This window comes from Syntrophomonas curvata, assembly GCF_052976825.1.
Window position 1 is genome coordinate 1,795,908 of the sequence record NZ_CM129641.1, and the last position, 14,271, is coordinate 1,810,178.

10 protein-coding genes are annotated in these 14,271 nt (G+C 49.6%); 1 reads left to right on the top strand and 9 read right to left on the bottom strand.

Features of this window, described 5'->3' with window-relative positions:
• Positions 1-2 precede the first annotated feature (2 nt).
• The 7 genes from mutL to ACU70B_RS08010 all read right to left on the bottom strand — a co-directional run bounded on the left by mutL (position 3) and on the right by ACU70B_RS08010 (position 11,279).
• A complete protein-coding gene (gene mutL, locus ACU70B_RS07980) occupies positions 3-1,736 on the bottom strand; it encodes a DNA mismatch repair endonuclease MutL (RefSeq protein WP_447183040.1) in 1,734 nt (577 codons plus the stop codon).
• Positions 1,737-3,083, bottom strand: coding sequence for a histone deacetylase family protein (locus ACU70B_RS07985; protein WP_447183041.1), 1,347 nt, complete (start codon positions 3,081-3,083; stop codon positions 1,737-1,739).
• A complete protein-coding gene (locus tag ACU70B_RS07990) occupies positions 3,080-4,762 on the bottom strand; it encodes a hydantoinase/oxoprolinase family protein (RefSeq protein WP_447183042.1) in 1,683 nt (560 codons plus the stop codon). Before ACU70B_RS07990 ends, ACU70B_RS07985 begins: the two co-directional genes overlap by 4 nt.
• Positions 4,763-4,821: 59 nt before the next feature.
• The gene (gene mutS / locus ACU70B_RS07995; protein WP_447183043.1) at positions 4,822-7,383 is read right to left on the bottom strand and encodes a DNA mismatch repair protein MutS; all 2,562 of its coding nucleotides are present in this window, start codon (positions 7,381-7,383) and stop codon (positions 4,822-4,824) included.
• A 99-nt stretch (positions 7,384-7,482) separates the two neighbouring features.
• Positions 7,483-7,863, bottom strand: coding sequence for a YlbF/YmcA family competence regulator (locus ACU70B_RS08000; protein WP_447183044.1), 381 nt, complete (start codon positions 7,861-7,863; stop codon positions 7,483-7,485).
• Positions 7,864-7,886: 23 nt separating this feature from the next.
• Positions 7,887-9,218, bottom strand: coding sequence for a tRNA (N6-isopentenyl adenosine(37)-C2)-methylthiotransferase MiaB (gene miaB / locus ACU70B_RS08005; RefSeq protein WP_447183045.1), 1,332 nt, complete (start codon positions 9,216-9,218; stop codon positions 7,887-7,889).
• Positions 9,219-9,827: 609 nt separating this feature from the next.
• Positions 9,828-11,279, bottom strand: coding sequence for a sensor domain-containing diguanylate cyclase/phosphohydrolase (locus ACU70B_RS08010; RefSeq protein WP_447183046.1), 1,452 nt, complete (start codon positions 11,277-11,279; stop codon positions 9,828-9,830).
• A gap of 178 nt (positions 11,280-11,457) precedes the next feature.
• Here ACU70B_RS08010 and ACU70B_RS08015 point away from each other — a divergent pair, with 178 nt between their 5' ends.
• On the top strand, positions 11,458-12,498 hold the full coding sequence (locus ACU70B_RS08015) for a stalk domain-containing protein (RefSeq protein ID WP_447183047.1): 1,041 nt from the start codon (positions 11,458-11,460) through the stop codon (positions 12,496-12,498).
• A gap of 250 nt (positions 12,499-12,748) precedes the next feature.
• Here ACU70B_RS08015 and ACU70B_RS08020 read toward each other — a convergent pair whose 3' ends face one another.
• Both ACU70B_RS08020 and ACU70B_RS08025 read right to left on the bottom strand, forming a co-directional pair.
• Entirely contained in the window at positions 12,749-13,423 is a 675-nt protein-coding gene (locus ACU70B_RS08020) for a YjgB family protein (RefSeq protein WP_447183048.1), read from the bottom strand.
• Positions 13,424-13,659: 236 nt separating this feature from the next.
• Positions 13,660-14,241, bottom strand: coding sequence for a hypothetical protein (locus ACU70B_RS08025; RefSeq protein ID WP_447183049.1), 582 nt, complete (start codon positions 14,239-14,241; stop codon positions 13,660-13,662).
• Positions 14,242-14,271: the final 30 nt, after the last annotated feature.

The following is a 14,271-nucleotide window of genomic DNA, read 5'->3' on the forward strand; positions in this document are numbered from 1 at the left end:
CTTTACCTCTTGAATAACCGATCCAGCTCAGTATGGCTCATCCTTATCAGGGTTGGTCTGCCATGAGGGCAGTTTTTATAAGGTTCGGTACTGAACAAGTCTTTTATAATTGTTTCCATTTCTTGCACTAATAATCCATCTCCGGCTTTGACCGCCTTTTTACAGGCCATGGTCTTGATTAATTCGTCTTTTAGATCAGGCAGGGAACTATCCTGCCCGATCTCCAGCAGTTCGTTAATGATTTCCAGCTCCTGTCCTATCATCCAGGGCGGAGCCGACCGCAACAGCACAGAATCAGGGGCAATGACATCCAGATCCAATCCCAATTGCAAAAAGTATTCCTTATTCTGCTCAATCATGCTTATCTGGCGGCCGGAAAGCTCAATCGGCAACGGCACTGCCAGCACCTGGGCGATTTCCTTACCGGCAGCGTAAGCTTCTTTCAACCGGTTGTAAATAATCCTCTCATGGGCTGCATGCTGATCGACCAGATAGAGTGCGCCATCCTTTTCCAGCAAAATATACGAATCGAGGCACTGACCAATAATCTTGCATTCCCCTGCTTCCGGCTGAAAGGCTCTTGGGGCCGCTGCCGGCTTAATGTCAACCTGGGGCGGTCCTGAATGGTTGACCGGCGTTTCAGTATATTTAAACTCCATTGCACTTTCCTGCCACTCCCGCGGCCCAGATTTTTGGAGGAAACCGCTTGATCCGCTCCGGTCTGAAAACGGGTAATTGTTTAAAGGCCGATAATCCACCTGTTCCAGACAATCTTTCACTACGGCATGGACGGTGCGAAACACGGTTTTTTCGTCCTTAAAGCGTACTTCGTTTTTCTGGGGATGGACATTTACGTCTACGCTGGCCGCAGGTACGGTTATGGACAATATGACCGCCGGCTGCTCCCGGGAAAGCAAACGTCCCTGATAAGCCTGGTCTATGGCTTTAAAAAGCAGCACACTGCGCACCGGGCGGTGATTGATAAAGAATATCTGGTTTTTCCGGTTCAAGCGCCTGAGCTCGGGGGTGGATATCAGCCCCTGGACACCGTACTCCTCTCCACTGTAGTCTGCTTCTATCATATAGCGGGTAAAATCCCGGCCGTAGATGGTCATAACCGCATCTTTCAGGCTGCCGTTGCCCGGGGTTTTAAAAAAGCTTTTTTTATCATTGCTGAAGCTGAAGGATATATCAGGACGGGCCAAGGCATATTTGCAGAGCAGTTCGTAAATATGCCCGCCCTCGCTGACCGGGGATTTTAGAAAATTGCGCCGGGCTGGAGTATTGAAGAATAAATCCCTGACAATTATCCTGGTGCCGTCGGGACTGGCACGGTTCTCCAGTTTAAGGAAGCTTCCCCCTTCCAGACGGGCAAAAACCCCTTCACCGGCCTTCTTTTTACTGAAAAGCTCAATTCGGGATACCGAAGCAATACTGGGCAAGGCTTCCCCCCGAAAGCCCATGGTGGATATGTTGAAAAGATCCTCGTCGCATTCGATTTTACTGGTGGCATGGCGTTGAAACGCCAGCGGCACATCCTCCCGGCTCAAGCCTTCTCCGTTATCCTCAACTTCAATTTTATCAGTTCCGCCTTGGCCGATATTAACGATAATCGCTGTCGCTCCGGCATCAATGGAATTTTCAATCAATTCCTTAACCACTGAGGCCGGCCGTTCAATAACTTCGCCGGCGGCTATCTTATTGATAAGGTTCTCATCCAGGGCCTTTATCGTCATTTATAATACCTTCTCCAGGTCTTTATTATTATCAATGCTGCGATATTCATCATTGATGCGATCCTGTAAATAGACAAAATCATAACGGTCATTGCCGGATAAATCTCCGTAGCAGGAACGGGCTTCGGCATGACAAGCGGGGCAGGCATTTATCGGTATGGATATGCAGTATACCCGATAATACCGGCCGTTGCGGTGCTGGGCGGTAGACTCGATCAACCTGAAGCCGGCGCAGTCAGAACATAAACGCAGCTTTATACTCTGTTCCTCATGAATATAATCGGTATCATAAAATATCTGTTTGTGAATACTTTGGAAACGCTCTTTAGTTCCGCGGTTGCGGGCTATTACTTCCTCCCGCCGGCGAAAAGCGGCCAGCTGCTGTTTAACCATCTTTTGAATGTATTCCAGATTGCCCGGCGGTTCTTTCATCCTTTCCGGGACATAATCAGGTTCGCGTAAATTGGTGAAATCTATTCCGGCCATAGCCATAATCAGGCCCATATTAACATAGGGTAAAGCCGTTTCCACGGAATAGCCCCCTTCCAGAACAGCTATGTCCGGAGCCAGCCTGGAATTTAAACGGGCATAACCCTGGGCACTGAAGCGCATGTCGGCCAGCGGGTCGCTGTAGTGATTGTCCTGGCCGGCTGAATTTACTATTAAATCCGGTTTAAATTCTTCCAGCAGCGGCATGATCAAGTTATCCAGGGCGTATAGTATGCCGGTATCGGTGGTACGCGGCGCCAGGGGCAGATTTATGGTAGTACCGTAAGCCAGAGGCCCACCCAGTTCTTCCATAAAACCGGACCCCGGATACAGGGTGCGGCCATCCTGATGGAAGGAAACAAACAGGACATCCGGGTCATTATAGTAAATCTCCTGGGTGCCGTCGCCGTGATGGACATCGGTGTCAACGATGGCCACCCTCCTGATCCCGTATTTCCGGCGCAGGTATTCTATCATGATGGCTTCGTTATTGATATTGCAAAATCCCCGGTTGCCGTGGCTGACACTCATGGAATGATGCCCCGGGGGACGAACAATGGCAAACCCATTCTTAATTTCGCCCTGCATAAAGGCATCGGCCAGTACCAGGGCTGAGCCGGCAGACACCAAATGAGCTTCGGTTATCTGGGCGGCAACATCGGGTATACAGAAATGCACCCGGGCAATATCCCTGTGCGCAGCCAATCCGGGCTGGTACTCCTTAATCTGGGGCAAATCCATTATCCCTTCTTCGAAAATCTGATCCCGGGTATAAAGCAGACGCTCTTCCCTTTCCGGATGGGTTGGGGTTATGGCCCAATCAAAAGCCGGAAAGAATAAAATCCCGGTCGGTTTCATGCTTTCACCCCCTTGAATTCCTCAACAAAACCAGGAGCAACCTGTATCCCCACATCAAACAGCTTGCCGGTGCCGTCCCAGCCCCTGATCATGTTGAATTGCTCTTCCATGAAAAAGCTTGTCTCTTTAACATAACTACTCATGCCGCGCTCCGATCCGATTTGTTCCAGGTATCTGCGGGCCATTTGCCGGGCATCTTCCATTTGAAACTTTCCGGCATTATCCAGGCTGCCTTTCACCCCGCCGGGATCCAGGTTATACTGCCGGGTCTGGGTATCGGCATGCAAGCTCACGCTCAAGGTCGGCCGGGCCACCGCCGCCCCCAGAGCATTGGCAACATCGGAATAGCGGTGGATATAGGGCTCTATCTTCATAACCCGAGCCAGTTCGGGTACAATGGCCCGGGATGCCGCCCCGATGCCGATAATTTTATCCAGGGTAAACTTACGTTTATTGATTACCTCCCAGACTTTATAAGCCGGTTCGTTTTCCCATTCCTTAAACATAGCCTGAATAGAATCACGCAAACGCCCGATCACGGTATCTACTACCGCCGCCCCCAGCTCTTCCGGATCCATCCCGGCCCGGTCAGCCAGTTCCCGGAGGGCGCCTGCCGATAGGCTGGGGTCGCCTATATGCAGATTAAATTTACAGTTGAAGGCGTCGGTGACGGTGGCCGCAGCACCGCCAAAACAGGCGGCTGCGTCCCGGCGGGAGGATTCCACCTCCACCCGGCCGCTATTTGCTTTGATGCTGCTATCGCCGCCCAAGGCTATTGAACGAACCGCAAAAGCATCAATATGGGTGTAGCGTCGATTGATGCTGGCGCCCTTGGAGGCGTAGAGAGGCAGCCCATCTATTATAAGGGCAATATCGGTAGTAGTACCGCCGATATCCAGCACAACTGAGTTTGCTTTATCCCCGCTGACTGCCAGAGCCCCCATAGTACTGGCTGCCGGCCCGGAAAAAACCGTTTCACAGGGCATACTGCGGGATACATCCAGTGACAGCGTACCTCCGTCCGCCTTGAGGATGTGAACCTCGCACTGCAGGCCTCTTTCCGCCAGAGCCTCCTCGGTCGCATCCACAAAGCCATTCCATTCCCGGCTGGTTAAAGCGGTATAATAGGCAGTAGTTGCCCGCCGGGGGAAATTCAGCTTGCCTGATGTTTTAGAGCCCAAAAAAACATCTATTTCAGGAAAATTCTCTTTTAAATAGGCTGCAGTCTTTGCTTCCAGGCTGTCATTGCGATTGCTGAATTTAGCGGCAACGGCCACCCGTTTTATCCCGGCTGAGCTTATTTGCCGGCCCGCCTCGGCCAGTTCTCCTTTATCGATCGGTTCTATCTCCCGGCCCCGGAAATCGGTAGCGCCTTTAAGGAAAAAGGTATCCTCACTTATGCCATAGGCGTCAGCCGGAAGTCCATAGCCGGGTATAAGCAGTACGGCCGTTCTTTCCCCGCTTCCGGTGGCCAGTAAATTGGTTACTACGGTTGTGCTCAGCACTATGCGGGAAATCTCATCCGCCGGCTGCTGTTCCAAAAGCCGGTCCAGCACCTGCAGGACGCTGGCTTTGATATCCCTGTCATCGGTGGGAACTTTGGTGACGGCAATAATCTCCCCCCGGTCAAACACCACCCCGTCGGTATACGTGCCACCCACATCAATTCCAATCAACATGCTTCCTCACCTCCAAAGTAATGAGTCAAAGTGAGCAAAAAGCCCATATCCTTGAATCCTTAAACTACACGGGCTTTCCAGCGGTAAAGTAATGCCAAGGCTTCCCGCGGGCTTAAGCTGTCCAAATCCAGTTGCTGCAGCTCCGCCTGCAGCGGGTTTTCCTCTTCAAACAACTGCAGCTGCACCATGGATTCCGGCTTGCCCGGCGGTGTCCTTTCCAGACCGGCTAAAACTACTTGCGCTCTTTTTATGACCGCCTCGGGAACCCCGGCCAATGCTGCCACATGTACTCCGTAACTGCGGTCGGCCTTGCCCGGAAGCACCTTTTTTAAGAATACCACCCTTTCACCGCTTTCCATAACGGAAACGGAAAGGTTGAAGATGCCTTCAAACTCGTCGCTTAACGTAGTCAACTCATGATAATGAGTGGCGAAGAGGGTTCGGGCACCAATTTTCTCATGGATAAACTCACTTACCGCCCGGGCAATGCTGAGCCCGTCATAGGTGCTGGTGCCACGGCCAATCTCATCCAGGACAACGAGGCTGTTGGCGCCGGCATTGTTTAAAATATTAGCCACTTCCACCATTTCCACCATAAAGGTGCTGTGCCCCGCAGCCAGATCATCAGAAGCCCCTACCCGGGTGAAGACCTTGTCCGCTATACCGATATGGGCATGGTCGGCAGGTACGAAGGAACCCATCTGGGCCATGATAACCAACAGGGCCGCCTGCCGCATATAGGTGCTTTTGCCCCCCATGTTGGGCCCGGTAATGATGGCAAAACGTTTATCACTGCCGTTCAGCTTCAGATCGTTGGGTATAAAGCGGGTATCCTTAAGGCTTTTTTCCACCACCGGATGCCGTCCCGCTTTGATTTCAATTACCCTGCTGTCATCCACCAGGGGGCGCTGGTAGTTGTTAAGATAGGCCACTTCGGCCAGCGATACCAGTACATCAAGCCCCGCAATAGCTGCGGCGCTTTGCTGGATTCTTTCCAGGTGCTGGCTCAGCCTGTCCCGTATCTCGATGAAAACCTGCTGTTCCAAAGCAAACAGCCTCTCCCGGGCCCCCAGTATCTTTTCCTCGTACTGCTTTAAATCGTCGCTGATGAACCTTTCGGTATTGACCAGGGTCTGCTTGCGCACATACTCGGGTGGAACCAGGTGCAGGTTAGGCCGGGTGATTTCTATGTAATAACCGAAAACCTTGTTGTAGCCCACCTTTAAATATTTTATCCCTGTCCTCTGCTTTTCCCTGCTTTCGAAGTCTATTAACCATTGGGAACCGTCCCGGGATAATTGCTTCAATTCATCTATTTCCTGACGGAAACCTTTTTTAATTATGTTGCCTTCCCTTATTGCCGCCGACGCTTCTTCGTCAATAGACTGCTCAATAATGGTGTAAATATCGCTGAGATAATCCAGTGCGGCGATTTGGACCAGGAGTGCCGAACCGGATAAATCCAGGTCCTTGATTTGGTTAAGCGCTTTAATGGAGTATTTCAGGGCCAGCAAATCACGGGGACTGGCAATTCCGCCACCGATTCTGGCAGCCAGCCTTTCCATATCATATATTCCCGCTAAGACCTCCTTTAATTCGCCCCTTAGGGCCAGATTGTCCCTAAGTTCCTGTACCGCATCCAGCCGCGCATTGATTTCATCTATGTTTTTCAAAGGCTGTTCCAGCCATTTTTTTAAACTCCTCTTGCCCATGGCCGTATGGCACCGGTCCAACACCCCGAGCAACGACCCTTCCCGGCGCCCTTCCCGCATAGTAGCGCTCAGTTCCAGATTGCGCCGGGTGGTATGATCCATTTCCATATAATTGTCGTTACTGTATACCCCCAGGGTACGAATATGTTTAAGCACTCCCTTCTGGGTATCCCGGAGAAAAACTATTATGGCGGCGGCGGCTTTGATGCCGGCGGAATAGCCGGTTAGGCCAAACCCCTGCAGCGAGCTTGCCTGGAAATGCTCCAAAAGTATCTCCAGGGCGCTGTCCAGCCGCAGGGCCTTTTCATTAATAGCGCTTATCGCCATATTGCTTCCGTTGGGGTTGTCCAGGTATTCCCGGGTAAAGCTGTCATACTCGGCCAGCAGACATTCGGCCGGAGCCAGGCGCTGCAGCTCATTCTCCAAACGGTTGGCAACTCCCGGCTGGCTGATCTCGCAGACTTTGAATTCCCCGGTGGAGATGTCGATATAGGCAAACCCGGTCAGTTCTCTCTCTTCTACGATAGCCGCCAGATAATTGTTTTTATTTTCTTCCAGCATGGTATCTTCTATGACCGTACCCGGGGTTACGATGCGAATGACTTCCCTTTTCACAATTCCTTTGGCATCCCGCGGATCTTCCACCTGTTCACAGATGGCTACTTTGTAGCCCCGGTTAATCAGACGGGAGAGGTAGTTGTTCACCGCATGATAAGGTATACCGCACATCGGTACTTTCTCGTTTCCCCCATCACGGGCGGTCAATACTATGTCCAGCTCACGGGAGGCCAGCTCGGCGTCCTGGAAAAACATTTCGTAGAAGTCGCCCAGGCGAAAGAAAAGAATAGCATCCTGGTGCTGCCGCTTAACATCCAGATATTGTTGTATCATAGGCGTATATTGAGACAAGACCGCAACTCCCCCTAGTCTTCCTAGTAATTGCACCGGCTAAAAAGAAAGACTTGTCATCGCAAGCCTTCCCAAAGAGCATATATTTTACCGTGTCGTTTACATCTGGCAATGTCCTCCGCAGGAATCACAGCCGGATGAGCAATCACCGCTTACGGCCTGGTTTATAGCAAAGTATACGGCCTGCATCAGATTCTCCAGTTGCTCCTGGGCCGCCAGCAGGTTTTGAATGTCGGGATGGCTGCTGATTTGTTGCTCCATTATATCCAGGTGGTTCTCTTCCTGCTGGGTTACCATGAGACCATCCATCAACTTGTGATCTATCTGGGTCTTGGCCTCCTGGTAACGCATGATTAGCTCATAGGCTTCCTTTTTGCCCATCAATCCCGCCTGTTGATTCTTCAGATTAATCATTTCTGCGGATTGGGCAATGGCATTCCCTAACTCAAAGGCAATTTTAATTATTTCTTCAGTATTCAAATCAATATCCCCCTGCCTTGTTTTTAAACCGTTTCCCCTAATAAAGAGAAAGTTTTTGCTTCTGTTATTCTAACATTTATTAACTGCCCGATTAAGCCTTTTGAACCAGAAAATATAACGATATGATTACTTCTGGTACGGGAAGCAAGTTTATCCGGATTGGTTTTGCTTGGCCCCTCCACCAGCACCTCCTTAATAGTCCCCTCCATGGTCTGGTTTATCTCCCGGGCGATCTGATACTGGACTGCATTCAAACGCTGCAGCCGCTCCTTTTTTATATCCTGGCTTACCTGGTCAGGTAAATCCGCCGCCCGGGTACCGCTGCGCACCGAGTACATAAAGGTAAAGGCCGCCTCAAAACGTACTCTTTCCACCATATCCAGGGTATCCAGAAAATCCCTCTCGCTTTCACCCGGAAAGCCTACGATCAAGTCGCTGGTGATTGCTGCCCCGGGTATGCGCCGGCGGATTTTCGAAGTCAGTTCCAGATAACGTTCCCTGGTGTAGCGCCGATTCATGCGACGCAGGACATCATTGCTGCCAGCCTGCAGCGGCACGTGCACGTGCTCGCAAACTTTGGCTGTTCCCGCTATACTGTCAATAAGCTTGTCTGACATATCCTTGGGGTGAGAGGTGGTAAAACGTATCCGTTCAATACCGGCCACAGCCGAAGTCATTTCCAGCAGGTCGGCAAAATCGACCTCCTGTTCCAGGCCTTTTCCGTAGGAGTTAACATTCTGGCCCAGCAGGGTTACTTCCCGGTAGCCCTGGTCTGCTATTTCCTTGATCTCCTCTATGATATCCTCCGGTCTCCGGCTCCGTTCCCGGCCCCGGGTATAAGGAACTATGCAATAGGTGCAGAAATTATTGCAGCCGTACATAATATTGACAAAGGCACTCAAGCCGGAATGACGCTGTGACGGAAGGGGTTCCACCACCACTCCTTCCTGCTCCCATACCTGAATAACTTCCTTGCGGCCATTCCGGGCCTGTTCCACCAGGTAAGGCAGTTCGTGTATATTATGGGTTCCGAAAACCACGTCCACCCCGGATTTCTTAAGCTTCTGCCGCACCTCCGGCAGTTGTGCCATGCAGCCCCCGAAAGCGACCAGGGTTTCCGGCCGTTTCCGCTTCACTGCCAATACCTCGCCCAGTTTGCCGTAGACTTTGTTCTCGGCCGAGTGACGTACACTGCAGGTGTTGAATACTATTATACCAGCATCATCCAATGATTGCGCAGCCGTATAACCCATACCTTCAAGTAAACCGGCGATAATTTCCGAGTCCCGGACATTCATTTGACAGCCGTAGGTGATGATGAAATATTGGTTGCAGTCATCGCAGTCTGCTTGCATCGCTCCGCCTCCCTTGGTGTATGGTGTATATATTATATCTTTTTTCCTTTAAGTATAGAAAGAGGAGAGCCTAAGCCCTCCTCTCTTATACCCTATTTAAACTTCCCTATTTCAGAAGTTCGTCGATAACAGTCTTGATTTCAGGCGTCATAATCCCCCCGGCAAACTTGGGCTCTCCATTGATAAGGGTGATGGGATAAGGATAGCCCATTTGCAGAACCTGGTTTACAACGGGATAGTCTTTAAGGCCGGTCTTATCAATGTCAATGTATTTTACCGCAACCTTATCTCCATAATCAGCCTTAAGCTCATCCGCCAGCTTTTCACTCAGGTCTGCGTAATCTGTAGTTGATCCACAACTACCCGCCGAAGCACACCCGCTTCAACCGCCGCCGGTGGGAGCATGCGTACCCTGTAAAATTTCCACCATAACCCGGGCATCATTTGCCATTTTTTCGAATCCTCCTTATATATACGTATACCCCATGTCAGCATTCCAGCATAGTAGGATAATAACAACAAATTATAATATAATCAATAGTTATTTATCCTGCTCCCTAAGTTCACTATTGTAATATTACCTTGTTCTTCCCTGGTTATACTTTTGCTCTACATTATTTTTCCGCCGCTTATGTCCAGGCCCTGCATCAACTCCAGGTACATGATAAATTTGTCTACCAATAGCGGCTGGAATCTCTTTCCCCGGTCGTTAATCAATTCCCGCACAGCTTGATCCGGCGATAAGGCATGGCGATACGGGCGATCATTAATCATGGCGTCGTAGGCGTCAACGATGGCCAGTATTCTGCATACCAGGGGAATATCATTGCCCTTCAGCTGCAGGGGATAGCCGTTACCGTCCCAGTGTTCATGGTGGTGCAGTATATAATCGGCAACACTGGCAAGTACTTTTGATTCCAGGGCGATGCGATAACCGATTTCGCTGTGACTGCGCATGACTTCCCATTCATAATCATCCAAAGGTCCGCGCTTGAACAGAACCTCGTCGGGGACCCCGATTTTCCCAATATCATGCGTAACCGCCAGCAAAGCCAATACTTCCAAATCATCGGCGCCTACATCTATCAACCTTCCAAACCCTATAGCCATCTCCTTCATGCGCTCGGCATGTTCTTCAGTCATATGATCCCTTACACTTAAGGTTGATTCAAGTGTGCGCAGGATGTTGTGGCGGGCGCTCATCTGCTCGAAAAGCTTGGTTCGGTACATAGCGTTATCGGCATTGCGAATCGCAATGTCCATAGGCTGCTCGCCTGAATAGCGAATGTAGCTTCCTACGGCTACGCTGAGATACAATCCCTCTTCGTTTTTATTGATTTGGGCAATCATGTTCCTGATGGTTTTTTTATTGGATTCAACCAGGCCTTCGTCTGCCCCCGGCATGATGAGGGCAAATTCGTCTCCGCCGATTCTGGCTGCCGTACAGTTGGGGTTTGAAACTGCTTTTAAGACTAAACCCAGGTATTGGATCAGGCGGTCGCCCTGAGCATGTCCCAGGGTATCGTTAATAAGCTTCAAACCGTTCACATCACATATGATAACGCCAACCGGAACTATTCCTTCCGAATCCACGCGCATGATTTCCCGTTCAAAAAAGCCGCGGTTATATAAACCGCTCAGAACATCATGCTCACTGATGTAGCGAAGCTGGTTGCGCACTTTTATTTTCTCGCTTATATCACGGGCGGTAACAATAATTTCCTGATAGCCATCGGTATATTCGGTTTTGGCTGCGTTAAACTCCAGAGGGATTACTTCACCGTCACGGCTGACGACGCTGATTTCATAAGGCAGGATCATCTCTCCGGCAAAGTGCCTGGCCAGATTATGCTGAAAGGTTTTTTGGCTTCTGATATGCAGCAGGTCATAAATACTCATCTGCTTGAGCTCGGCGGCGGTACAGCCGAAAACCTGGCAGCAACATTTATTAGCATAAGTAAATTTACCGCTAGCGTCCAGGGTGAATAAGACATCGGCTTGTTTATCGACTAAATTGCGTAACCTCAATATCGCCTTGGGAATCCGAAAATCTTTTCTCAAACGCAGACCCCCCGTCAACTAGGTTACTCAGTTATATTCTATAAAAACATCATTATTCCTGCTTAAGCCGAACGAAAGATATAAGGCCAAACATGCTCCCTCGTCCTGCGGCGGCAAGCAAGAAAAATCGGTTACAGGCGTAATAGTGTTAATTCAAGAAATGAAGGAGGTCATGTTCATGAAAAAAATCAAGCCCGTCAAAATCCTTATCCTGGCCCTTTGCTTAACCTTTGCCCTGGCCGGCGCAACCTTGGGAGCATTGCCGACTGACCGGCCGTCACCCGAACAAGCGCAGGCAGCCGGGGGGTCAGACCTAACTATATTGGTCAATGGGGAAAAAATCGAATATGATGTGGCGCCAGTGATCGAAAAGGACAGAACCATGGTACCGCTTCGGGCTCTGGCCGAGAGCCTGGGGGCGGAGGTTGAGTGGCTGGAACAGCAAAACCAGGTAATAGTCAGTAAAAATGATTGCCATATCAAGCTTACCATCGGTGAACCGGAAGCCTATGTCAATGGGCAAAAAGCGGAACTGGAAGCACCAGCCCGCATTATTGGGAACCGTACCTTGGTGCCTCTAAGGTTCATAGGAGAATCCCTTAACGCTGAGGTCAACTGGTTACCGGCCGAAAGAAAAATATCGGTGGAAATTGACCGGTCAGTTGAGCCCGGCGCTGCCAATATTAAGATAAACAATTTTATATGGTCACCCCAGCGTTTGACTGTTGCCGGAAAAGCCAGGGTATGGGAAGCGACTTTGAATTATGAAGTGATCGATAACAACAACCGGGTATTGTTTGACGGTTTTGCCACCGCCTCCGCCGGAGCCCCGCAGTGGGGTGATTTCACTTTCTCGGTTGACGCTGATTTAAGCGAGGCTGAAGCAATAAGAGTCTTTACGACCAGCCCCAAAGACGGAAGCAGAATGGATACAGTAGAATATTTCCTAAAGCCTTTCGGGACAGCCACAATTATCAGCAGCGATCCCGGTTCCATACTGGCAGAAGGCATTTTAGGCGGTTATTCGAACCAACCGGGCAAGTTTTATTTTGCTGTAACACCGGCGACCATAATTACCGACGCAAAGAACAAGCTGCTGGCGGAAAGCGACCTGAAAGCAGGGGACGAACTACAGATATGGATATCTTATCCGGGCATTGTTCTGGAATCATGGCCAGCTCAAGCGGGGGCAGGCAAAATTGTCAGAATAACCCCGTAGTTATATTTATCCGGTCAACATTTGTTTTTTACCTGATTTTTGTGGTTAACCATTTACCCTTGTAAAAAAGGCATGAGGATAATCCCCATGCCTTTATCTTGCCCGTAAAGCTTACTTGACCGGTCACTTCTAAACAGCTAAGGGCTCATAACCTCTGCAGCGGCAGCCGGCGCTTCCAGTTTCCCGCAACTTGATCATCCGGCCAGCCCTCCATACTAAAGGCGTACACCCAGGGCATGTCCGATATAGTCTACCATTCCACACCCGGATCATCCGCCATTTCATTGACCGTACCGCGGGGATAGAACACCGAAATGTGATCCAGTTGCGGGTCGGGATTCTGCTTATTGGCGGCAGGAAAAACAAATCTGATCTTGAATTCCTCACTGACTACATAGCCAATAATGTCCTCTCCCTTATAGCTGCGGGACAAATCCGGTTTTCCATAGAGCTTCTTCAAATCAGACAGCCGGATGGCCTTCAATTGTTTATCGTAGGATCTGATGTCAAAAATCTGGGCCCCTTTATTAAAACCAAATACTACATCGTGATTGGGATAACTGGCAAAACTGCCCTTGGCTTCAGCAACATAGTCGGTTTGGACGGGTTTGCCCCACTCCTGTTCCACATCTTCAATACAGTTGGTTTTAACCGCGTAATCACAACCGGGGACCTTTCCCGCTGCAGCCAATTGCCTTATCTGCTGCAGCAGCCTTGCGCTTTCGCTTTCCCGGCCCTTTCCGTCATTCTCCCCATCCGGGTTATTATGGTCGCCGGTTGGGGGACCATTCTTATCCCGGTCAACGGGCGGTTGAGGTTCGGGGTTGTTGTTTGGGGTCCCGGCGGTTCCCTGGCAGCCGGACATCAGTGCCAGCATCAGGACCACCGTTAGACATAGCACTTGCTTTTTTAATCTCGGACTCATGCTGCCTCCTTTTTAGCTGTAGACTTTTCTCCAAAACCAGCCTTAATAATTCTGCATCGTTTTTTAAGCTTCTTTAGATAAGTACGTATTCATTTACGTCCGCTTTCCTTCCCTTTAGCATAAGGTCAAAATAAAAGGGAGGAAATCAGCCCCTCCCTAGTTCATATTGGATTTGCACCATTATTAAATCATTGAAATCATTGCAGCCATTTTATAGCTGGCAAAAGCTAAAGCCTTTAACCGGTATTGTCATAGTCATCCTCCAAACCGTAAGGAGCATGCCTTTTCTGATAATGCAGATTCCTGATAGTTCCTTTATAGACTATTCTGCTCTCCAATTTCAGCAAGCTTTGCGGTCTAACCAGATTTCCAGGAATTTCAAGATCAATGACACCGCTTTCCTTCAGAATATAATACACAAACTCGGAGCATAGGAATCTATGATCGCAACTGGCCGACTTATTGAACAAACAATGCAGCAATCCCTTGTAGTTATATTTATATAACCGGCTATTGGCAATGAATTGGTCCAGCAGACGTTTGGCATCCTCATACTGCTGCCCCGACACTTCCAGTTCCATTATCATAACCGGTAAACCTTTATTGAACTTATACAGCCCGGTATTGAAGTTTTCCTGTTTAAATCTGCCGATAAACGGAAAATAGCTGTACTTTCTGCCAAAGCTGTACATATAATTGAGTTCTTCATCCAAAGCAATAGCCGCATGAGTATACTCATCCTTCTTAACCCATTGGATAGCTTTGGAAATTACGGTGTTAGTTCTGGTGAGAACTATATAGAGAAAATATTTTTTCATTGATGAGTTACCTTCTCTAGATTGAATCCA